This window comes from Alishewanella sp. SMS8, from assembly GCF_030737935.1.
In the GTDB taxonomy this organism is placed as follows: Bacteria; Pseudomonadota; Gammaproteobacteria; order Enterobacterales; family Alteromonadaceae; genus Alishewanella; species Alishewanella maricola.
In genome coordinates this window covers 804,586-828,144 of the sequence record NZ_JAPJEA010000001.1, presented here as the reverse complement: position 1 = coordinate 828,144, position 23,559 = coordinate 804,586, and the positions used below count along the sequence as shown (strand labels likewise).

Here is a 23,559-nt window from a genome sequence, read left to right as displayed (position 1 = left end):
GTTATTGTTTGCAGTCGCACAAGAGATAATATGAAGCTACTGTTACATCTAGCGAAAAATAATGTAGTGATTTTTGCGTTTTTGTCCGTATTTGAAATATTGGTTTCTGCGCATTTGTAATACGCTTAAGAGACGCGGATTACAAAAGAACGAGTCTTCATGTATAAAGTTTTGTTTGTGTGTTGGTTGTTATTGTCGAATGTGCCTGTCACTGGGCAAGTTTTTCAACAAAAACTGCCTTTATTTTATCCTGTGTTAAAAGCCGAACAAATATTTAGTGCTGCTTGGCAGGGTAATCCTGAACAAGACATTTTGAAATGGCGGGAAGATGCCCGAAAAATATACAGAGACGCATTACTCTGGCCCCCACAAGATAATGCTTATGATGCAAAATTAATTGCGGTAGAAAAACGTGAAGGATATCAAGCAGAGCTCTGGCAGCTAACTTTAACACAGGGTAATCGTGTATCGACTTTTCTGTTGAGGCCTTCAGGAGATGGGCCTTTCCCTGCGGTGTTGTTACTGCATGATCATGGAGCGTTTTTTGCAATTGGAAAAGAAAAGGTTATACGTCCTTTTCAAAACGATCCGCGCCAGCAACTTGCCAAAGATTGGACTGAAAAATATTACGGTGGACACTTTATTGGTGATAGCTTAGCTAAGAGCGGTTATCTGGTGCTCGCCGCTGATACCTTGGGCTGGAGTGAGCGTGGTCCACTTGTTTATGAAGCGCAGCAGGCTATTGCGGCTAACTTTTTCTTACTAGGACGTTCTTTAGCGGGTTTTACTGCCTACGAAGACTTACGTTTAGCGGCCTATTTACAGCAACTGCCCGAAAGTCATGATAATAAAATTGCTGCAATAGGATTTTCTATGGGGGGCTTTCGAGCTTGGCAGTTAGCCGCGCTTAGCGAAAACATTAATGCAGCTGCTGCAATAAGCTGGATGACAACACATGCCGTCACTATAACGCCTGGAAACAATCAGTTAAAAGGGCAAAGTGCTTTTTGGATGATACATCCCGGTTTATCTGCACAATTAGATTACCCGCATATGGCCGGGATCGCAGCGCCCAAGCCGATGTTATTTATCAGTGGAGGCCAAGATAAATTAATGCCAACAATAGGTACGCTACAGGCGTATGAAATTTTACATCAACTTTGGCAAGCACATGGCGCTGCCGAACAATTAACGACAGAGCTTTGGCCTGAGCAAGAACATGTCTTCGCTGCCCCTCAACAGCGTCGTGTATGGCAGTGGCTTGAAAACATTTTTGATAGTAATTGCAATTAATTCAGTTTGTTTGAAGGTATTTGATTGGCTTAAAGCCTTTCTGCATGAATATATAAAGCCAAAGGGTGTTGTTTAACTTGCAAATCGCGAATAAAAAATTGAGCCATCTTAGTCGCACCTTGAATACTAAGATGCGTATTGTCAATTTTCCCCTCGGGAAATTTTGCATACAGATCGGCTGGGATCTGAATAAAATAAGGTTGGCTGCCAGCAGGCCCTTGTTGTTCGATAAAATCACAGCTTTGTTTCTGTAAGTCAAAAAAGGCCACCTGCTCTGCTGAGGCCACCTTAGCCGCGGCGCTAGCGTAGTCAGCCAAGTCACGTTTTAAGCTGCCTTCAGCACTAAAATTGCGCCGGCAAATAGAGCTAGCTAGCATGGGAATGGCCCGACGATCTTTTAGCTCCAGAATAAAACGGCGTAAAAACACCTGATAATCGCCCTCTGAGGCGGCAAACCTTAACGGGTCATCGTGTTTTTGATCGTTAAGGCCAAATTGGATTAACACATAGTCGCCAGCTCTGACGTCGCTAACCAAGAGTTGCCAGCGGCCTTCGCTAATAAAGCGCCGGGTGCTCTGGCCATTGATAGCATGATTAATAATGGTTAGTTGAGGCAGAATGAATTCTGGCAGCAATTGGCCCCAGCCACGTTCTGGATAAGCCAGCTCGGGTTTTTCTGACATGGTGGAATCCCCTACCAGATGTAATTTTGCTTTCGGCAATTCGGCAGCAGCTTGCTCTGTGGTGACCATTCTTGGTGTGATGACAATGGTTATGGCTAAACAGGCTAGCGCGATGGCGGTATTGCGCATTATTTTTGCTCCATTAATAAATATAGCTGCTTAAGTTCTGCTTCTGGATCCCAGCGCTGCTCAAAAGTCCAGCGTGCGGTGATCTGTGTTGCAATCATGCTTTGTGGATGTTGTGATAAATTTGTCTTAAGCCAGGGGTAAATAGCGTTATTCTCGTTATCGTGGCTAAAGTAATTCCGATCGCCCCACAGATTAGCGCGATCGCGCTCGGGTTGATTGGGGTAGGTGTGGCGGAAGATCGGCTTGTCGGCCATGTTCTGGCTGTAGCTGTTATTAATCAGATAAAACTGAGCATCATAATGGCGGCGTCCCAGCATAAAGCCTGATACGCCATCAAAGTGTGAGTCACGTACCACCAGTTTTTGCGATTCTGCCCGTTCCCCATCATGCCATAAGGTGGCATAGGCTTTTTTGTTTACAAAGGTGCTGTTGGTAAAAAACGCCCAACCGCGTGGGCACACCATATCGGTATGGCCTTCAAAATAACAATTGCGGTGATAGTACATGCCATCGGTTTTATTCCAAAGACTTAAAGTATCCGCACCGCCGGCAATAACAGCGCAATCATCGGTAATGATGCGCGTGGCGCTTTCAAAGCCACGAATAGCAAACTGATGCTCGTTATCACCGGTCAGTTCACCATAGCTGTTCTGCACCGTGAGGCGTAGCAAAGCGATATCACTGGCCCGGATATTGACCACCGCGCTACCCCAATCGTTGGGGTGCTGTTTTAGCCAGTTACTACGCAGTTCGGCAATTTTGATAATAGTTTGTTCGCGGCCGCTCCCCATCAGCGCGACCTTATCACGGGTAAAATAGAGTTTTTCCTGATATAGGCCTGGTGCAAGCTGAATGATAGCTTGCTGGCCATTGTTTGGCAGGCTGTTAATTGCCGCTTGAATACTACGAAAATCGGCTGACTCATCCAGAGCCACCGTTAAACGAATAGGTTCAGCCATTGCGGGGAAACTAAGAAAAATTAAAAGTATGACAAGACGTAACATAAGCATTCTCCTTGCCGTGTTAAAAAAGAGCCGACAAATGTCGGCTCGAACTACAGGAGAGAATCAACCTCTCTACCCAGAGAGTGTTAAATAATGTGAGCCTTAGGGGACTTGATAGCCAAGTAACTTTGCCATTTCGGTCGCAGCCATAATAAAGGGGCCATTGGCCTTGGCATCGTTCCGGAATAACGGTTCACTCATATAATACTGGTAGCTGCCATCCCGGCCAAAGCCCAGGCCGGCAACTTGTACGGTATTAATTAAGCTAATGGTATTATCTGGATGAACCAGAATAAACTCCTGCAGTAAGCCATTAAATGCCTTGATTGCGGTGTCTTGATAGTTTGCAGGCAGGTAGCCTTTGTTTAATGCTTTTGCAAAAAAGTAGGCGTACATGGCACTGCCTGATGACTCTAGATAATTACCCGGAGCCTTAGGCATATCCAGGATCTGATACCAGGTACCACTGGTGTGCTGGTAGTGTGTTAACGTCTCGGCCAGCTCGCTAATCATTTGTAGCAAAGGTGCACGTAGCTCGGTATTTTCAACTGGGATAAAATCGAGTACATCGACCAGCGCCATGGTTAACCAGCCCTGACCGCGGCTCCAAAAATGGGGTGATAAACCGGTGTCTTTATCTGCCCAGCCTTTTTGTTTCGACTCATCCCAAGCATGAAAGTACAGCCCAGTTTTCGGATCGCGTAGCAGTTCTCGGGTGAGGGTAAATTCTTTTACTACTTCAGCTAAATCTGCGCCGTTCTCAAATTCAGAGGTGTAAAACGCATAGAAGGGCATACCCATATAAACGCCATCTAACCAAAGCTGATGCGGATAGATTTTTTTGTGCCAAAAAGCACCACCTGAGGTACGTGGATGTTCTGCCACCTGACGACGTAATAGCGCCAGAGCTTTACGGGCTTTTTCGGTCGGGTTACGCAGGTAGTCACGCAGCAACATATTACCGGTGTTCAGGCTATCGATATTATATTTGTTGATATCGTAGGTACGAATATTGCCGTCTTCAGTGACAAAAGAATTGACCACATCGCTAATCATTTGCTGCCACTCTGGATTCGGTTTTAGCTGCAACAAATCATCATAAGCTTGTAGTAATAAGCCGGTAGTGTACTCAAAGGTTGCAGGGCGGCGGCGTTCAAAGTCCCAGCCACCGTAAGCATAGTAGGGTGTTTGGCGGGTCATTTCACTGGCCGCCAATTGCTCGCCCCAATAAAGGGCGCGCTCTGCTGTTAACGGTTGCGCTAAAGCGGCTTGGGTTGCGGCGGTGTTGTAACGCATTCTGGGTGTTAGGGTTAAGGCTTCTACCTGTTGCTCTAAATAGGCAATAAATTCTGCTTCGGTTGTAATGCCATTTGCTTCGCCATCCCAGGCAGCTAAAAAATAATATTCAAGAGTTTTAGCCGCAGGCTGCAGCACGGCGACATGGCTATTCTCATCGCTTGTTTGTTCAAGCAAAGTGCCGCGCTTAAACAGCACGGCCATACCCAGTTTGCTGTCTGGCGCCGATAAACTCTGGTTACCCCAAGTGGCTAAATACGTCCATGCATGACCGGTGATCTCAATATTGCCTTGGATAACCTTGGTGTCAGGCAGTTTCACCAAACCAACTGCAATATTATCCAGCGTATCTGAAATATGTAACCGAGTATACACTAGGCGGCTTCCAGCAGTCATTGAAAGATCCGCCGTTAAGGTAAGCGTTTTATCGGCAATTTGCCAATCTTGATAGTTAATTTGTAGTGCTGAATAAAGTGGACCATTGTTGGTCACTGTTGCCGTATGCTGGCCTACTTTGGATACTAGCTGTACTTGTTGACCATCCCAGTAACCGTAGCCACCTGCGCCAAGTGATTTACCCACTTTTAAGATATCCATGCCCCAGTTGGCCATTTCATGGTATGACTTATAGCCATCCAGTCCCACCTGTTGCAGAACCATATTGCTGATTTTTTTGCCAAATATATCAAAGCCATTGCGCCAATCGAGATAAAAGCGATAGCCGACTTTGTCTGATTCAATACCTGGGCCTTCATAGCGGATCCATTCTGAATGATCGGTATACTGTGCCGGAGGTGTTAAGGTTTGCACGTTCTGGAAGGTACCGCCAATATATTGGGCGTTTTGCCACTCACCGCCGATTTTATGTGAGATCTCAGCCTGGGTTTGTAATGGCCAATTGCTTTGTGTCAGGGCTGTAGCATCGTCAAAAATTGATAGTGCTATGCGCTCAGCAGCTGCAAAATCTAAGGCAACAAACAGCGTATCGTTGTTACCATCACCGCTACGGTCAATATGCTGCGACGGTACTAGGTTATTATTTACACGGGCAACCAGCGTCTTGGCTTGCTCGGCTGTTAAGCCTAAATCATGATAACTCAGATACAGAGGTTGCTGTGTTCTAACAAATTCAGAAGGATTGGCAATTTCAATTGTCGCAATCTGTGTTGCTGTAGCCTGGCTGACACTTTGATGGCTAGCGGCCTCCGGGGGCTGCTGCGGACTACAGGCAAATAGCAAACTGCTGAGCGTAACGATAGGAAGAGTGAGAGAAATACGCTTGTTCACGATAATAACCTTGTTTTAAATTCGGTGATCCCTGCGATAGAATCCGGCCTTCCGTGGCACGGGATGCTAATGTCAATAAGCTAAACTGACGAAAAAAGCGGCGAAAGTCTTACTTTGGCCGCTATGCACTGTTAGAACTTATACTGTGCACCCAGATAGTATTGACGACCTGTTGCATGGTAGTAAGTTAAACGGTTACCGCTGGAATCAACCCACTGATCATCCACCTCGTTTGTTAGGTTGAGCGCTTCAAAGGTGACTTTCCAGTTATCGGTTACCTGATAAGAGAGTGACGCATCGATATTACGGGTCGCATTGGTGCCTTCCATATCGTTGTTGTCACGGCCAATCGCATTGGTGAGATACTTAGAGCGGTCCGCTAATGATAATCGCGCTGCGAACTTGTCATCTTCATAGTAAAGCGTAGCACTTCGGGTAGCTTCTGATAAACCTTGTAAATCACGAGTGGCCAGCACTACACCGGTATTATTGATGTAGTTCATTTGTGCTTTAACATAGGTGTAATTACCGATAAAGCCAAAGCGGTTCCAGAACTCGGGTAAGAAGCTAAACGGCATCTGGTACTGAATCTCGAACCCGTATAGGTTGCCACCCGGGCCATTTAATGGTGTATTGGTTTGCCACTCAATATTTTCGTTACAGTCAACACCATAGCCTGGACCTGCGTTACAGGCGTCGATCGCGGCTTGAATGGGTAAACCCGTTTCAGTAAAAAGTTTAGTTTCCTGTAAACCTTGTACATAACTGTCGATATTTTTTCGGAATAGCGCGACACCTAACAGTGATTCGTTATCAAAATATAGCTCTAAGCCCAAATCATAGGTTTTGGCTTTGGTTGGCTCTAATGTTGGGTTACCACCGCTAACTGAACGGGCACCGCCTGATACCGATACTGATACGTTCGGGCGAATACTGCCCAGTCCTGCTCGAGCTAACACTTCGGCGTAGCCAAAGCGGATAATCACATCATCCATTGGTTCAAACACTAGGTTGAGTGATGGCAGGAATTCGTTGTAATCGTGATCCGCGGTAATCAGCTGCTGTGTACCACCTAAGGTAGCCCAAGCAGTAGATGTTTGTTCCGTTTTAATAAAGCGACCACCAAAATCACCTCGTACACCGGTATCACCAAACTCTGTGTCGAAGGCCAATTGAATATAAGCACCTACTGTCTTCTCTTCAGCTGAATAGTTATCTACCCGTCGAAAATCGGTGCTAACGGCAAAGTCGCCGGTATTGCTATAGATATTATAACGAGCATCAATAGCGGCTAAGTCTGGCACTAACCAGTTAGTATATGGGCCTACGCCCGCGCTGTATTGCTGAATTAAATCCGGGCTCATCACTACGCCCGCTGCATTTTCAGATTGTCGGCGCGCTTCGCGGGTATCAAACTCAAATTTCTTATAGTGTAAACCACTGCGTAGGGTTAAGGCGTCGGTTAGGATGTATTCGACATTAACAGCAGCATTATCAAAAGTATTTTCGGCACCCAATGGGCGCAAACGCACGCTGTTGGTGGTCCAACCGTTCGGATCAAACACGCCTTCACCAAATAACAATTCTGGATTGTCACGCTTGCTGCCGCGGTAATCGTAGCTAAAGTTCTGACCACCTTTCTGCATAACAACAGTAGTTTGAATAGGGTTATCAAATTCAGAATTTGCCCGGCCCAGCATGGCGTCAATTTTTAAATTATCGGTGAATTGATGCTGTCCACTTAAAGTGAATTGTAAAAAATCTGTTGAAAGTTCATCGTAGCGTAACTCGTTACGGATCAGCGCGTTTTCAAAAGAGGCGTAAGTAACGGTGTTGCTATTATCAATTTCGTAATCCAAAACATTCATAGGACCGGTTTGACCATTACCGTTCAGAATGCCTTGCATAAAGGCCTCCTGGCGGGTGGAGTCATCCTTTGAATAGAGAATGTCTAGATTAAAACGAGTTTCCTGGCTTGGACGATATTCTAACGCCGTGGCCAAGCCAGTGCGTTTTACATTGTGAATATAAGAATCGTAACGGGGTAAACGAGGACGAAAAGCATCATTGATGTTTTGTAACTCTGATCCAGATGTTGCACCACGATAACGACCAAAGTCATTAATGTTATTCCAACGTACTGTAGAGAAACCTTCGTCCTGAATATTTCGCTCAGAGAAAGCGGCAGAAATTAAGTAGCCAAAGGTACCATCTTCGTTAATATTGCTGAATAAAAATGAACCTTTGGGATCAATTTCTTCTGACTTATCGTTATAACCGGCTTGAACGTTTGCAGCGAAGGTTAAAGCGTCGTAGTCAAATGGGCGGGCTGTGCGTAAATCAACGGTAGCGCCTAATGAACCTTCCTCGACATTAGCAGAGGCAGTTTTACGTACCGTTAGCTCGCTAAATAAATCTGATGAGAAGGTGTTAAAGTCAAATCCCCGGCCGCGGTTGGCACCGCCAATGGCATCTGTACCGCCGCTGGTTGACTGGGCTTCCATACCGTTAATGCGCACTCGGGTAAAGTCTGGCCCTAAGCCGCGTACCGAAATTTGCCGACCTTCACCTGCCACTCGGCTAATGGCAACACCCGGAATACGTTGCAGTGATTCTGCTAGGTTTAAATCTGGGAAGTCTGCGATATCCTCAGCTTTGATGGTATCGGTAGCACCGGTTTCAAAGCGTTTTTGATTCAAGGCGCTGGCCAAGCTACCACGAAAACTGCCGATAACAGAAATCACTTCAATCTGTTCTTCTGCTTTTTGTTGTTCGGTCGTCACAGTTGGTTCTGTTTGCGCCAGAACCTGAGTGCTAAGCAGGGAAGCTAAACCTGCCATGGTTAAAGCCCGGCATAATTTGGAGGGGCGAAAGGTGCTATTTGCACTGTTCGAGATTCTGCGGTTTGCCATGTTGTTCACCTTGTCTTAAGTGTTTGTCTATTGCCAGCTGATGCTAGCTATTTTCGTGTTTCTCAGGGGCTGCTGATGGGCTCCCCTGTTGATAATTCGGCGACATTACAAATTTGATGTCTTGTGGTTTTACTTTTTCTTCTTATTGTCTACCGGTGGCAAAAAAAGCTTGCAATTTTTTGCCACCGATGGCAAAAAGCTAACACCAACTACTAAATTCTGTCAATTGATGATGCAAGTTAAATCACTAAATGATGGTGTTGAAACGAATAAAATAAACGTAAGTTTATGATTTTATTTGTTTATATATATTTATTAAAAATTATCTCTGTTCCATATTTGAACAATATTAATCGTGACTTAACCGTTAAACTCACAGTAAGTAGCGACAAAAAAATGCCAGTGATAGCGGCGAATAGGAGTAAAAGATGACAGATTTATTTTCAGTAGCGGATAAAACTGCGCTGGTTACCGGTGCCAGCCGGGGTCTCGGTAAAGCAATAGCAATCGCCTTGGCTGCCAAAGGTGCTCGCGTGCTCTGTTCTTGCTCGCATAAGGGTGGCGCAAAAGCCACCGTAGACAGCATTATCGCTGCAGGTGGAGAAGCGCAAGAATTGGTCGCTGATCTGGCAGATGAACAGTCGGTTCGGCAGTTAGCAATGCAAGCACTTCAGCTGGGTAGTGTCGATATTTTGGTCAATTGTGGCGGCACTATTTTCCGTGCTCCCGCACATGAGTTCCCGATGGCAGAATGGCATAAAGTGATTGCTGTAAACTTGGACGCGGCCTTTTTATTAGCACAGTTGGTAGGCGTTGAAATGATCAAGCGTCGTAGCGGCAAGATTATCAATATTGCTTCGATGCTTTCTTACAGTGGCGGTATTACTGTACCGGCTTATACGGCCAGTAAACATGCGATTGCCGGAGTAACCAAAGCTTTAGCCAATGAATGGGCACAACACAATATACAGGTCAATGCCATTGCCCCTGGCTATTTTCGTACCGATAACACGGCAGCATTACAAGCGGATGAACAGCGCAACAGTGCGATTTTAGCCCGGATCCCGGCAAGCCGTTGGGGAGAGCCGGAAGATTTGGCTGGTGCAGCAGTATTTTTGGCCTCTAGTGCCAGTAATTACGTCAATGGCCATGTACTGGCCGTAGATGGCGGTTGGCTGGCGCGCTAAGTGATTTCATTAACGAACTTATTATTGCAAGGATTTTACCATGAGCGTTATTTACGAAAGTCGTTATCCCACTCATCCGGATGACGTTAAAAAATACGATACCGAACAATTACGCCAGCACTTTCTGGTTGATAACTTGATGCAGACCGACCAACTGGTGCTTTGCTACACCCATTATGAACGGGTAATTCTTGGTAGCGCTGTACCAGTGCAAGCAGCGGTAAAGCTTGAAACGGTTGAAGCGCTAAAAGCTGAGTACTTTTTACAACGCCGCGAGTTGGGTGTTATTAACGTTGGTGGTAGCGGCACCGTATCTGTTGATGGCACAGATTATGTGCTACACAACAAAGAAGCGCTTTATATCGGCATGGGTGCAAAGGATGTCAGCTTTCAAAGCAGCGATAGTGTCACTCCGGCCAAGTTCTATCTGAACTCTGCACCGGCGCACCATAGTTATCCAACTAAGCACTTAACCATGGACAAATGCACCGTGTTGCAAATGGGCTCGCAAGCCACCTCGAATGAGCGAGCCATTCACCAGCTGATGATTAATGATGTGGTAGAAACCTGCCAGTTACAGATGGGGTTAACCGTACTTAAACCGGGAAGCGTTTGGAATACCATGCCTGCGCATCAGCATGATCGCCGTATGGAAGCCTATTTTTACTTTGATTTAGCCGCTGAGCAGGGGGTTTGCCATTTTATGGGGCAGCCGCAGCAAACCCGGCATATCTGGGTGGCGAACGAACAAGCGGTCGTGTCGCCAGCCTGGTCTATCCACAGTGGTTGCGGCACCAGTAACTATGCCTTTATCTGGGGTATGGCAGGTGAAAACCTGGATTATCACGATATGGATAAATTTCCAGCGAGCGATATACGTTAACTAACCGTCTTATGCCGCCGAGGTTTACAGAGAATAAAACCGGCTGCAACGTTAAAGACTAAAAGACAGGGTAACAATATGAAACAACAACGAAACTGCTGGTCGGTCGTCGGTGCTATGTTGCTTGGGGTAAGTGCGGCTTTACTTAGTGGCTGTCAGGTTGAACAGGATGTTAAAGTCCTAAGATTGGCGCATACACTCGATCAGGAACATGTGGTACACAAAGCCATGGCTCTGATGGGTGAGCGCTTAGAGCATTATTCTGACGGCAGTATGCGCATTGACATCTATAGTGGCGGTCAGCTGGGGAATGAACGTGAGCTGATAGAGTTGTTGCAAATTGGTAGTCTGGCTATGACCAAGGTATCGGCTAGTCCGCTCGAAGGTTTTGTACCCGCTATGCAAGTGTTTAGCGTGCCCTACATTTTTGATGATAATGAACATTTTTGGCGAGTATTAAATAGCGACATTGGCCAAGGGTTGTTAAAGGAAATCCAAAATGCCCGCTTGTTTGGTCTGGGCTATTATGACGCTGGCAGCCGCAGTTTTTATTCCAGCAATACTCGCATCGATAAGCCCGAAGATTTAAAAGGAAAAAAATTCCGGGTGCTCAATAGTCAAACGGCGGTAAGGATGGTCGAAGCTCTAGGGGGCGCTGCCACACCTATTGATTGGGGTGAGCTTTACACTGCGATTCAACAAGGTGTGGTGGATGGTGCGGAAAATAACCCGCCAAGCTTTTATTTATCCCGCCATTATGAGCTGAGTAAATACTTCTCGTTAGATGAACATACCGCAGTACCTGATGTACTCATTATGAGCCTGAATGTTTGGCAAAATTTGACACCCCAGCAGCAAAAATGGGTACAACTAGCCGCTAACGATTCTATTGCTTATCAAAAGGCTGCTTGGCATCAAGTCTCGGAGGAAGCACTGGCAGCGGTGAAAGCTGCGAAGGTAACAGTGATTTATCCGGATAAAGAGCCATTTCGCCAAGCGGTTTCGCCTTTTTATCAACAAATGCTGCAAACACAAATTGGTCCTTTGCTACAAGGTATCGCTGCGCTGAGAGAAACAACCGGTAAGCAACAACAGGAGCGCAATGATGAATAAGCTTATTTGTCGGATCGACAGCGCCCTGAAATGGACACTTGCAGCCTTAATGCTCAGTATAGTGCTGGTGGTAGGTTGGCAGGTGGTCTCCCGTTATTTATTGAATACCCCAAGCTCCATTACCGAAGAGTTATCGCGTTGCTTGCTCATTTGGATTGGCATGTTAGGTGCTGCACTGGCTTATCGAACCGGTGTACATTTGGGGCTGGATATTGTAACGCAGCGCTTTAACCCTCTTAATCGGCAGCGTTTAGCCATGTGGGTAATTGCAGCTGTCGTGCTGTTTGCTATTGCCGTAATGGTTATTGGTGGCGGCAATCTGGTGGCTTTAACCTATGAGCTAAATCAGATGTCAGCCGCGCTCAATATCCGTATGGCCTACATATATATGATTATTCCTTTCTCTGGCAGCCTTATTGCATTCTACGGTTGCTGTCAGCTGTATTTCTTAAGTACAGACCAGGCAATGCCAACAGTTGAGGGGCTGCACTAATGGAAATTTCAATTCTTGTATTATTAGTGGTGTTTTTTGGCTTGCTGCTACTGAATGTGCCTATTACTTTTTCGATTGGTTTAGCTACGCTGGCAACCATGTTGGTCAGTATTGACTTTTTGCCGGCAGTGACCACTATGGCTCAGCGTATGGCGGGGGGCATCAATAGTTTTGCGTTACTGGCCATCCCGTTTTTTATTTTGTCTGGGCTTATCATGGGCCGGGGCGGAATTGCCAAGCGGTTAATCGAATGTGCTATGGCGCTTATTGGTATGTTACCAGGTGGTTTGGCCTTGGTGAATGTGGTCTCCTGTATGTTTTTTGGCGCCATTTCAGGCTCTGCTGTTGCCGCCACGTCCGCCATTGGTAGCTTTATGTTGCCTGAAATGAAAAAGCAGGGCTACGATGTCAATTACAGCGCAGCGGTAACCGCCGCCGCCGCCACGACTGGCATGTTAATACCACCGAGTAATATTTTAATTGTCTATGCCATCGCCAGTGGGGGTGTGTCTATTGCTGCGCTCTTTGTGGCCGGTTATTTACCCGGTATTCTGCTGGGCGTGGCCTTAATGACCGTGTGTGCCGGTTATGCAAAAATCAAAGGCTATCCGGTTGGCGCACGCTTGCCATTGAAACTGGTGGTACAAAAAATAGCTGCGGCACTACCCAGCCTGTTTATGATTTTTTTAGTGATTGGCGGTATTATCGGCGGTATTTTTACTGCAACGGAGGCTGGCGCTATTGCTGTAGTCTATTCGCTGATCTTGGCAGTGGGCATTTATCGTGAAGTTAAAGTTACTGAGCTTTCGGGCATTATGATGAAAGCGGCTGAAACCACAGCGATAGTGCTGGCGCTCATTGCTACCTCGTCTGCGATGTCCTGGATTTTATCTTACGAGCAAATACCACAAACCATTAGCGCCGCCATGTTGACCTTAAGTGAAAACCCGTTGCTAATATTGTTGATGATTAATCTGATCTTACTATTGGTGGGGGCCTTTATGGATATGACACCGGCAGTGCTAATTTTTACTCCAATCTTTTTACCGGTGGCGGTTGAGCTTGGCATGAGCCCGCTGCACTTTGGTATTATGATGGTACTTAATCTGTCTATTGGTTTAGTGTCCCCCCCGGTGGGGAGTGTGCTTTTTGTTAGCTGTGCCATCGCTAAAACCCGTATTGAAGCCATTATCAAACCCATGATGCCGCTGTATCTGGCCATGTTTGTGGTACTGATGCTGGTGACTTATATTCCGGCAATCAGTGAATTTTTACCGGCGTTGTTTGGTTTATAACCAAAGACAGAGGAGCGCACTCATGGTAAGTTACGTGATCCCTAATTTGGCAAATGCGTGTCGCATTTTATCCTTGGTGTCGGAGTCGGAGCAGGGTTTAAGTCTGACTGAGTTGGAGCAGCGCTTGTCGGTACCTCGCACGACGACCTTCCGGATTTTGCAAACGCTTTGTCAGCAACAGTTGTTGGAAAAGCAGGGGAAGCGCTATCAGGTTGGGGCTTCGCTATTTAAAATGAGTTTTAATCTGGTCAGCTCCAGTAAACTGAGTAAACAGGCCTTGCCCTACTTGCAAAGCTTAGCGTTAAGCACCGGTATGACGGCGCAACTCAATCTGCCGCATGCCGAAGGAGCGTTGATCATTGAGGTCTGTGATAGCCTTAACCCCTTGCGGATCGCTGCTCGCCCCGGCACTATAGCGCACTTTAACTGTTCGGCTGCTGGCAAAGTGTTTTTGGCGTTTTTGCATTTTGATGCGTTGCGGTTACTCGCCGGACAGGGACTGTTTAAAAGGATGACGGCACAAAGCTTGGCTGAGCCGGATGAACTTAAATTAGAATTGCAACGAATATTAGGTCGGGGTTATGCCACCGATGATCAGGAATATCATGAAGATGTGCGCTGTTTGGCCGCGCCCATTCGCGATGAGCGGGGTACAGTGGTTGCCGCCATTACCGTTACTGCACCCAGCAGTATTTTTGCCAGAAACCAGTTTGCCGATGTGGCGCAACAAGTAAAAAAAACAGCCATTGATATTGGCTTAACGGTTTACCGGCCGCAGCTTGCGGCCAATCAGAAATAGCCCTTAAGGCGGAAACGAATTGATGCAAAAGCAATCAACCATTAATGATGTCGCCCGCATTGCCGGGGTCTCTAAAAGAACTGTATCACGTGTAATCAACGGCTCGTTAAGTGTGGGCGAAAGTACTCGCCTAAAAGTTGAAAAGGTGATTAACGAGTTAAAGTACGCTCCTAATGCGCAGGCGCGCGGCTTAGCGTCCAGCCGTTCTTATTTATTAGGCCTCATTTACGACAACCCCGATGCCTTGTATTTGGATGATGTACAGCGAGGAGTGCTGGAAGTTTGCTCAACACTTGGCTACGAGCTGGTAGTGCACCCGTGTCGTTACCAAAGTGAATCGTTGGTTAATGACTGCCTGCGCTTTATGCGTCGCTCAAAACTGGATGGTGTTATCGTGTTACCCCCAGTATCTGAGTCGGAAACTCTAGCGTCGGCGTTAAAAGAGTCAGGGAGTCCTTATGTGCGGTTAAGCTCAGTCGCGCTGGATACCCAAGAGCATATAGTAGTGTCTGACGATCGTGCGGCAGCAGCAGAAATGGCGCGTTATTTTGCCCAGTTAGGACATGAAAATATAGCTTTCATTAGTGGGCCCCAGCGTTATAAATCGTCAACCGAGCGAATGGAAGGCTTTCAACTTGGGCTTTCAGCTTACGGGGTAAAGATTCCCGCCGATATGATTCTGGAAGGTAACAATACCTTTGAAACCGGTATTGAGTGCGCTAAGCAGTTACTACAACGGCCAGAGCGACCCACGGCGATCTTTGCTAATAATGACCAAATGGCCGCAGCAGTACTAAAAGTTGCGTACAGTCTGGGTATTAAGGTGCCAGACCAACTGTCGGTAGCGGGCTTCGATGATAATATGCTTGCGTCACGAGTAACACCATCATTAACGACTATCCGTCGCCCTGTACGGCAAATGGCATTATTGGCCACAACCAAGATGATTATGTCGATAGAGCAAAACCATAAAGCTGCTGCGAATGTCGCAGCAAAAGTGGCGCCAACTTTAGTGGTTCGCGAGTCTACCGGCCGCTTTCAGCCTGTAACCTTATAGGAATAATTGAGCTGCACTAAAAAAGTTGCCAGCGGTGGCAATTTTTTTAGTGAAATGCTTGCCACCGGTGGCAAATTGGTTATTATAGAACTTAAGATTCGTTGCAGCTGAAGATTTTCCTGCTGCTAAGCAACAAAGGAAACAAGATGACAGATCTGATAAAACGAGACAGTGTAAAAACCCTTGGATTACTTTCTGCAGGGCTTAGCTTGTTATCGATTAGCGGTTGCCAGATTTTACCTTCGTTGAGCCAAGATAACATGCCTGCCAATCCTAAAGATGTCGAAGATTTAGCACAGTGGCGCCAAGCAGACAGCATCATTAAAGCGATTAAACCAACCGAATTTGCGGCACAAGACTTTTTAATCACAGCCTATGGCGCCAAGGCTGAGCAAGGCTTTGATAATACCAATGCCATTAAGGCTGCTATTGCTGCTTGTGCTGTTGCAGGTGGTGGTAGGGTAGTAGTACCGGCTGGCCGTTTTGAAACCGGCGCTATTCACCTTAAATCTAATGTAAACCTGCATTTGCATGATGATGCTGTTTTATCTTTTTACACGGATCGCGAGCATTATCTGCCTTATGTGATGACCCGTTGGGAAGGCGTGGAACTGATGGGCTATTCGCCATTAATTTATGCTTATCAGCAAGAGAATATTGCCGTTACCGGTAAAGGTATTTTAGAGGGCAATGGCGCAGTCGATGCGTGGTGGCCCTGGAAAGGCGATTGGGAGCGGCGGAACTGGGAGTATGATGCCAGTGTGGAGCAGGAGAAAACACGCACGCCATTATTTGTGATGGCTGAGCAAGGTTTGCCGGTTGCTGCTCGCCGTTTTACTGAAAACTATCTGCGCCCACCCTTTATACAGCCTTATGCCTGTAAGCGAGTATTGATTGAAGGTGTGACCATTCGTAATTCACCCTTTTGGTTAATTAACCCGGTGTTATCAGAAGATGTGATTATCCGCAGTGTTAACTGTGTTAGCCATGGCCCTAACTCCGATGGCTGTAACCCGGAATCCTCTAACCGAGTTCTGATTGAGAATTGTTTATTCGACACGGGGGATGATTGCATTGCCCTAAAGTCAGGCCGCAATAACGACGGTCGCCGTTTGGCCATTCCAGTGCAAAATGTGGTTATACAAGACTGTATTATGCTCTCGGGCCACGGAGGTGTGGTATTTGGCAGTGAAATTTCTGGTGGGGCTCGTAATATTTTCGCTCGGCGCTGCCGTATGAGCAGCCCTAATTTGGCACGTGGTATTCGCATAAAAACCAACTCTGTACGGGGAGGGTTAATTGAAAATGTCTATATCCGAGATATCGAGATTGGTGAAGTGCGTGATGCTATCGTCATTAACTTCTATTACGAAGAAGGCGATGCCGGTAATTTTATGCCCCAAGTACGTAACTTACATATTAGTAAACTGACAGTTCAAAAAGCCCAACGCGCTTTTGAGGTACGTGGTTTCGAACGGGCGCCGATAAGTGGTGTAACTTTGCACCATGTTTATTTTAAGCAGGCGGCGTCTTTAGGTGTACTGGAAAATATTGCCGAAGTTGATCAGCTGGATCTCACATTAAATGGCAAGCCATTCTCTATTTAATACATTGCTGCAAAGGGCGGTTTGACTAGTTTAGCAGTTTACAGATCAATAGGTTATGGTTTTTCTTAAATTAACAATACCACCGATAGGCAGTGGCATAGCTAACGTGAATTACCGCAAGCAACAAAACAGGTAGCATATGATGACAACAGAGCAGCAACCGGGTTGTAGCATTACTTTATCGGAGGCAACCCTAACAGAGCAACTCAAGGTAGTGCAGGTGCATCCGCGTGATAATGTGTTGGTTGCCTTGCAGCCTCTTTTTGCCGGGCAGAATTTGCCTGAGCCCTACGCAGCCCTGATTGCTAGCAGCGATATTCCGGCTGGCCACAAAGTAGCACTTAAGCCAATTAACACCGGCGATGCGGTGGTCAAATATGGCTTTGCTATCGGTAAAGCTTCGGCAGATATTGCTGCTGGCGCTCAGGTGCATTCGCATAATCTGGCCACCGAGTTAAGTGGCACCATTGCGTATCACTATGTTGGTTGCCAAGCGCAACCGCTGCAGTTTCCTGCGGGTTTACCTACTGAATTTCAGGGCTATCGCCGTGCTAATGACAAGGTGGGAACCCGTAACGAATTGTGGATTATCAACACCGTTGGCTGTGTAAACCGTGCCGCCATGCGTGTAGCGGAATTGGCTCGCAAGAAGTTCTCAGAGCTGCTGAACTTACCTAATATTGACGGTATTCATGCTTTTACTCACCCTTTTGGTTGCTCTCAGCTAGGTGATGATCTGATAAACACTCGTGAGTTACTGGCCGGACTTATCCAGCACCCCAACGCCGGTGCGGTGCTTATTTTGGGCTTAGGTTGTGAGAACAATCAGTTGGCAAAGTTGCTTCAGGCCAGTCCGGATGTTGATCAACAGCGCATTCGAGCTTTTAATGCGCAGCAGGTTGAAGATGAAGTCGAGCAAGGCTTGGCTGCCGTAGGTGAGTTATTGGCGATGATGGCGCAGGACAAACGTAGTGCTTGCCCAGTGTCGGAGCTAGTCATGGGCATGAAGTGCGGTGGTTCTGATGGCTTAAGTGGCCTAACCGCTAATGCCTTAGTGGGCCGCATCGCCGATTTATTAGCGTCAGCTAACGGTAAAGTGGTACTGACCGAAACGCCGGAGATGTTTGGTGCTGAACAAGTTTTTATGGCTCGGGCGCAGAATGAGCAGGTCTTTAATGATTTGGTTGAACTGGTCAATGATTTCAAACAGTACTTTATCGACAACAACCAGCCGGTGTATGAAAACCCAAGCCCGGGCAATAAAGACGGTGGTCTAACCACGCTTGAAGAAAAATCGTTGGGCGCCATTCAAAAAGGTGGCTCGGCAGTGATAAATCAAATTATTCGCTATGGCAAGCAAGCCAGCTTACCGGGGTTAACCTTGTTAGAAGGCCCAGGTAACGATGCTGTTTCTTCTACTGCACTGACCGCAGCTGGCGCCACTATGATTTTGTTTACCACCGGTCGCGGCACGCCTTTGGGTTTTCCTGTGCCAACAGTAAAAATCTCATCTAATTCAAATCTGGCAGGGCGTAAACCACAGTGGATTGACTTCGATGCTGGCGGTTTATTGCGAGCTGGGCAGGATCCTAACCAATTTACCCATGAATTTTTCCGTTATCTGGTGGCGGTAGCATCCGGGCAGCGGACGCGCAATGAAATCTCGGACAACCGGGAAATTGCAATCTGGAAAAACGGCGTAACGCTTTAATTTTTGGTATCAAGGCGTACTAAATACAATGCACATAAAAGGCTGAGCGTCAGTGCGACAGCTTACTGAATATGAAACAGGATAAGATATTATGGCTCAAACATTTCCTTTAGAATTGCATCCAGACCGATTATTTCCAGCCGATCCGGTGGTTCGCGCTATAGCGCAACGACTGTACGCGCAAATTAAGGATTTACCCATTGTTAGCCCGCATGGTCACACTGATCCACGTTGGTTTGCCGATGATGCCAATTTTGAAAATGCCACTGCCTTACTGTTGTTACCCGATCATTATGTTTTTCGCATGCTATACAGCCAGGGCATTAAACTGGAATCGCTGGGGATTCGCCGTAAAGATGGGGCAGTGGTAGAAAGTGATTATCGCAAAATTTTTCATATTTTTGCTAAGTACTATTATTTGTTCCGCAGTACTCCTTCGCGTATTTGGTTAGACACCGTATTCCATGATGTCTTTGGTTTAAAGGTAACGCTGACCGAAGACACCGCTGATCTGTATTACGACACCATCAACGAGCAGTTGGCTAAGCCTGAGTTTAAACCTCGCGCTTTATTAGGGCGCTTTAACATCGAGTTAATTGCTACTACGGAAGGGGCGTTAAACGATTTACGGCACCATGCTAAATTAAAAGGGACGGGCTTTGAACAAAACGTTATTACGACCTTTCGGCCTGATGACGTTGTAGATGCGGACCGCGCCGATTTTGCGGTTAATGTGGCGAAATTGGGCGAACTTACTGGCGAAGATACCAGTCATTGGCAGGGTTACCTGCAAGCTTTACGTATTCGCCGGGCTTTTTTCCGTGAACATGGTGCAACAGCGACCGATCATGGCCACCCGTCTGCCATTACTGCCGATTTACCAGAAGCGGAAGCTGCCGCGCTTTTTCAACGTTGTTTAGCAGGCACTGCCAGCATGGCAGAAACCGAATTATTTAGAGGCCAAATGCTGACCGAAATGGCGGGTATGAGTCTTCAAGATGGCATGACTATGCAAATTCACCCCGGTGCGCACCGTAACCATAACCAGATGATTTTTGAGCGCTTTGGCCCGGATAAAGGTGCAGACATTCCAAGCCCAACCGAGTTTGTTAGCAACTTAAAGCCACTATTACAAAAATACGGTAACGAAGCCGGTTTAAACATTATTTTGTTTACGCTGGATGAAACCACCTATGCCCGTGAACTGGCGCCATTAGCAGGTCATTATCCGGCTTTAAAACTCGGCCCGGCTTGGTGGTTCCACGATAGCCCTGAAGGTATGTTGCGCTTCCGGCATCAAGTCACCGAAACCGCGGGTTTTTATAATACCGTTGGCTTTAACGACGATACCCGCGCTTTTTTATCTATTCCAGCAAGACATGATGTGGCTCGTCGTATTGACTGCCGCTTTTTGGCCGGTTTAGTCGCAGAGCACCGGCTAACCGAAGCCGAAGCAGGCGAGTTAGCTTATGACCTGACTTACGGCTTGGTGAAAAAAGCGTATCAGTTGAAATAGTAAAAAAATTGTCAGGGTATACCACGATACTCGGCAGCGAAGCTCAGTAAGGGCTAAACAAAGCGTGTCCAGCATGGATGCTGGACAGAAGCCCCCAGGGAAAGGGGTCATTGTGTGCCTTTACTGAGTGAAGCCACATAGCTTAACGTGAACAGCAGGCAAATTATGGAACATCTAAGCAATAGCACACTCGCCAGCCTCGACGGCAAATTACCACTTCCGGCTTATCGCCTGGCTGAGGTTAAACCACAAATTGGCATTGTACATTTAGGCCCCGGTGCTTTTTTTCGTGGCCATCAGGCCTTTTATACTGATCAAGCTCTACAACATGGCGGCGATTGGGCTATCAGTGCCGTATCGATGCGCTCAGCCGATGTCAGTCAGGCGCTAATGCCGCAAGATGGTTTATATACACTTGCCGTGCTCGATAGCAAAACCAGTTATCAAATTATTGGTAGCGTGCAGGAAGTATTAATTGCCAGCGAGCAATATGCTGCGGTGTTTGCCCGTTTAACCGCCCCCAGCACTCGCTATGTCACCATGACCATTACCGAAAAAGGCTATTGCTTGAATGCCGCTGGAGAGCTGGACTTACAACACCCGCAAATTCAGCAGGATTTAAACGGTAATAGCCAGGCTGTTACTGCCATCGGCTTATTAGCCAGTGCTTTAGCTGCTCGCTATCAGGCCAATGTGGCACCCTTTTGTGTGATTAGCTGCGACAACCTGACCGACAACGGCCGTAAACTGCGTCGGGCATTAATTAGCTATACTTCACAAAAAAATCCGGCGCTGGCGAACTGGCTAGAGCAACAGTTGATTTGTCCCTGCACTATGGTCGATAGCATTACCCCGGCGACCGACGAAACACTGCGCACCAATGTTACCAAAGAGATAGGCTTACAAGATAACTGGCCTATTAAGCGTGAAGCTTTTGTACAGTGGGTGATTGAAGATATTCTTCCCAGTGAGAGGCCGGCCTGGCAGCAAGCCGGTGTTATTTATGCCGCCGATGTTAGCGCCTTTGAAAAAGCCAAGTTGCGATTATTAAATGCGCCGCATTCCACTTTGGCTTATACCGGCTATTTGCTTGGATATGAAACAGTTTACGATGCGATGCAGGATCAGCAGCTGGTGGCGCAACTTAAGCAGATGGTCACCGCAGAAATTATCCCATCATTTATTGCACCGAGCGAGCTGGATGTTAACCAATACAGTACCGATATTTTTGCCCGTTTTTGTAACCCGGCCATCCGGCATTTATTGGCCCAAATTGCCTGGGATGGTTCGCAAAAAATGCCGATGCGCATATTGCCCGCCATCAACGACAATCTGGCCGCCGGTCGGTCGATTGCGCGTTTGAGTAGCTGTTTGGCTGCCTGGTTCTTGTTTATCCGCCGCCGCGCCAGCGAAGGCGAAAAACTGGTTGACCCACTAGCTGACACCTTACTAGCGCTAGCCGATCAATGCACCGGTCAAGCCACTCACGATGTACCTTTGTTCTTAGCGTTAGATACAGTGTTTCCTGTAGATTTAAGCCTCAACGCCGAATTTTTAGCAGCCGTGATTGCTGCTTACCAGCAATTAACCGTGTTTGTGGCACAACATGCATCTAACCAAAATCCAGCCAAAATAAGTGGAGTTATTTAATGTCGGCATTATCGAAGATACTGCAAGGTCCTGCCTTATTACCCATTATTCAGGCAGAAACGCCGACGGAAGCTGTTGCCATCGCCAAGGCCATGTATCAAGGTGGTATTTGTTCGGTAGAAGTGGTTTTACGCACGGCCAAAGCCTTAGATTGTATCAGCGCTATTCGTTCACATATTCCGCAATTGTTAGTGGGCGCAGGGACTATTTTATCTAAGGCGGATGCGCAAGCAGCTAAAAATGCCGGCTCACAGTTTTTGGTTAGCCCCGCTAGCACACCAACTTTATTACAAGGGATGCTGGATACCGGTTTGCCACTTGCACCAGGTGTTTCGACACCATCTGAAATTGCTATGGCGCTGGAAATGGGTTTAACCGAGCTAAAATTCTTCCCGGCGAATCTCTCTGGTGGCGCACCAATGTTAAAAGCATTAAGTGGTATTTTTCAGCAAGTTCGCTTTTGCCCGACGGGAGGAATTAGCCAACAGAATTTATCTGAATATTTAGCATTGAAAAATGTGTTTGTAGTCGGGGGTTCTTGGATATCACCAGCACAAGCCGTTGCTGAACAAGACTGGACGTTGATTACTGAACTATCGCGCAAAGCAACAGAACTAGCATTGCAGTTAAAGCAAGCTGCTTGAGGAGTAAGGCCATGAATAAACGTATTGTCATAATGGGCGAGTGTATGGTCGAGCTTTTTCAGCTGGTCGAAAGTGTTTACCATCAGGCTTTTGCTGGCGATGTGTTTAACACCGCTGTTTATTTAAAACGTTGTTGCGAGCAACCGGTAACCGTACAGTTTTTTAGCGCTGTGGGTACCGATTTAATGAGCGATAAATTAGTTAGAGCAGTAGAGCGGGAAAAGATTGATACCGGGCTTATTTTTCGCACTAAAACTGCCCGTCCGGGCCTCTATATGATCAATACCGATGCGTTTGGTGAGCGTAGTTTTGTGTATTGGCGTGATACTTCAGCGGCCAAGCAGGTGATGCAACTGGCTGCTGCGCAACATGCTTTCGAGCAACTTAGTGGCGCAGACATGTTTTTCTTCTCTGGCATTACGCTGGCGATTTTAAGTGAACAAGATCGCGAAGACTTGTTCGTGTTAGTGAGCCGCTTAAAAGCCGCTGGCAGCCAGATTATTTTTGATCCTAACTACCGGCCTGCCTTATGGCCCAATGCTGATGCCGCGAAAACCGCTTTTGTGCGTGCTTACCAATTAGCCGATATCGCTATGCCTGGCTTGGATGATCACAAAGTATTGTTTTCTGCTGAGTCGACAGGGCAGGTGGTGGCCCAACTGGCGGCGCTGGGCGTTGGCGAGATCATTGTTAAAAATGGCAAAGACGGTATTACCGGTCGTTATCAGGGTGAGGAATTTACGGCGCTGGCACATCCGGTGAAAAAAGTAGTAGATACCACGGCTGCTGGTGATTCCTTTAACGGCGGATATTTAGCGGCAAGGTTAGGCGGTATAACACCGCAATACGCGGTTAAGTTTGCGGCAAGGCTGGCGGGTTTTGTGGTAGAGCATACGGGGGCCATTGTCGCAAAAGAACACTTTAATGGTTTTTGGGCTAAGAACCGACCGTCGCTTTTTCAAAAGTAAGATGACGGAAATCTGGCTTTCGAGCTGCGCTA

Annotated in this window: 18 protein-coding genes; 14 read left to right on the top strand and 4 right to left on the bottom strand. The window is 46.9% G+C overall.

Annotated features, from left to right (window positions below):
* Positions 1-159: 159 nt before the first annotated feature.
* Complete coding sequence (locus tag ORJ01_RS03740) at positions 160-1,293, top strand: dienelactone hydrolase family protein (protein WP_306177011.1); 1,134 nt, start codon at positions 160-162, stop codon at positions 1,291-1,293.
* A 29-nt stretch (positions 1,294-1,322) separates the two neighbouring features.
* Here ORJ01_RS03740 and ORJ01_RS03735 read toward each other — a convergent pair whose 3' ends face one another.
* The 4 genes from ORJ01_RS03735 to ORJ01_RS03720 form a co-directional block, all read right to left on the bottom strand.
* Positions 1,323-2,105, bottom strand: a complete 783-nt coding sequence (locus ORJ01_RS03735; RefSeq protein ID WP_306177010.1) for a rhamnogalacturonan acetylesterase — start codon at positions 2,103-2,105, stop codon at positions 1,323-1,325.
* Positions 2,105-3,109: a pectinesterase family protein gene (locus tag ORJ01_RS03730; protein WP_306177009.1), complete on the bottom strand. Its 1,005-nt coding sequence runs from the start codon at positions 3,107-3,109 to the stop codon at positions 2,105-2,107. The genes ORJ01_RS03735 and ORJ01_RS03730 overlap by 1 nt, the downstream gene beginning before the upstream one ends.
* Positions 3,110-3,211: 102 nt before the next feature.
* Complete coding sequence (locus tag ORJ01_RS03725; protein WP_306177008.1) at positions 3,212-5,692, bottom strand: glycoside hydrolase family 88 protein; 2,481 nt, start codon at positions 5,690-5,692, stop codon at positions 3,212-3,214.
* Between the two features lie 131 nt (positions 5,693-5,823).
* The gene (locus tag ORJ01_RS03720) at positions 5,824-8,604 is read right to left on the bottom strand and encodes a TonB-dependent receptor (RefSeq protein ID WP_306177007.1); all 2,781 of its coding nucleotides are present in this window, start codon (positions 8,602-8,604) and stop codon (positions 5,824-5,826) included.
* A 428-nt stretch (positions 8,605-9,032) separates the two neighbouring features.
* Here ORJ01_RS03720 and ORJ01_RS03715 point away from each other — a divergent pair, with 428 nt between their 5' ends.
* The 13 genes from ORJ01_RS03715 (at position 9,033) to ORJ01_RS03655 (ending at position 23,527) form a co-directional block, all read left to right on the top strand.
* Positions 9,033-9,791 (top strand): SDR family oxidoreductase, encoded by a 759-nt coding sequence (locus ORJ01_RS03715; protein ID WP_306177006.1) that lies wholly within the window; start codon positions 9,033-9,035, stop codon positions 9,789-9,791.
* 40 nt (positions 9,792-9,831) lie between these two features.
* Positions 9,832-10,674 (top strand): 5-dehydro-4-deoxy-D-glucuronate isomerase, encoded by an 843-nt coding sequence (kduI, locus tag ORJ01_RS03710; RefSeq protein ID WP_306177005.1) that lies wholly within the window; start codon positions 9,832-9,834, stop codon positions 10,672-10,674.
* Positions 10,675-10,752: 78 nt separating this feature from the next.
* Entirely contained in the window at positions 10,753-11,787 is a 1,035-nt protein-coding gene (locus ORJ01_RS03705) for a TRAP transporter substrate-binding protein (protein ID WP_371930707.1), read from the top strand.
* Positions 11,777-12,280: a TRAP transporter small permease gene (locus ORJ01_RS03700; protein ID WP_306177004.1), complete on the top strand. Its 504-nt coding sequence runs from the start codon at positions 11,777-11,779 to the stop codon at positions 12,278-12,280. The genes ORJ01_RS03705 and ORJ01_RS03700 overlap by 11 nt, the downstream gene beginning before the upstream one ends.
* On the top strand, positions 12,280-13,575 hold the full coding sequence (locus tag ORJ01_RS03695) for a TRAP transporter large permease (protein ID WP_306177003.1): 1,296 nt from the start codon (positions 12,280-12,282) through the stop codon (positions 13,573-13,575). The genes ORJ01_RS03700 and ORJ01_RS03695 overlap by 1 nt, the downstream gene beginning before the upstream one ends.
* A gap of 22 nt (positions 13,576-13,597) precedes the next feature.
* Positions 13,598-14,374 carry an IclR family transcriptional regulator gene (locus ORJ01_RS03690; protein WP_306177002.1) on the top strand — a complete coding sequence of 259 codons (777 nt, stop codon included), beginning with the start codon at positions 13,598-13,600 and terminating at the stop codon, positions 14,372-14,374.
* A 22-nt stretch (positions 14,375-14,396) separates the two neighbouring features.
* Positions 14,397-15,431 carry a LacI family DNA-binding transcriptional regulator gene (locus tag ORJ01_RS03685; protein ID WP_306177001.1) on the top strand — a complete coding sequence of 345 codons (1,035 nt, stop codon included), beginning with the start codon at positions 14,397-14,399 and terminating at the stop codon, positions 15,429-15,431.
* Positions 15,432-15,577: 146 nt separating this feature from the next.
* Complete coding sequence (locus ORJ01_RS03680) at positions 15,578-17,038, top strand: glycoside hydrolase family 28 protein (protein ID WP_306177000.1); 1,461 nt, start codon at positions 15,578-15,580, stop codon at positions 17,036-17,038.
* A 142-nt stretch (positions 17,039-17,180) separates the two neighbouring features.
* A complete protein-coding gene (locus tag ORJ01_RS03675) occupies positions 17,181-18,749 on the top strand; it encodes a UxaA family hydrolase (protein WP_306177524.1) in 1,569 nt (522 codons plus the stop codon).
* Between the two features lie 91 nt (positions 18,750-18,840).
* Positions 18,841-20,265 (top strand): glucuronate isomerase, encoded by a 1,425-nt coding sequence (gene uxaC, locus ORJ01_RS03670; RefSeq protein WP_306176999.1) that lies wholly within the window; start codon positions 18,841-18,843, stop codon positions 20,263-20,265.
* A 165-nt stretch (positions 20,266-20,430) separates the two neighbouring features.
* Positions 20,431-21,915 carry a mannitol dehydrogenase family protein gene (locus tag ORJ01_RS03665; protein ID WP_306176998.1) on the top strand — a complete coding sequence of 495 codons (1,485 nt, stop codon included), beginning with the start codon at positions 20,431-20,433 and terminating at the stop codon, positions 21,913-21,915.
* Positions 21,915-22,559: a bifunctional 4-hydroxy-2-oxoglutarate aldolase/2-dehydro-3-deoxy-phosphogluconate aldolase gene (gene eda, locus ORJ01_RS03660; RefSeq protein ID WP_306176997.1), complete on the top strand. Its 645-nt coding sequence runs from the start codon at positions 21,915-21,917 to the stop codon at positions 22,557-22,559. Before ORJ01_RS03665 ends, eda begins: the two co-directional genes overlap by 1 nt.
* A gap of 11 nt (positions 22,560-22,570) precedes the next feature.
* Positions 22,571-23,527, top strand: coding sequence for a sugar kinase (locus tag ORJ01_RS03655; RefSeq protein WP_306176996.1), 957 nt, complete (start codon positions 22,571-22,573; stop codon positions 23,525-23,527).
* Positions 23,528-23,559: the final 32 nt, after the last annotated feature.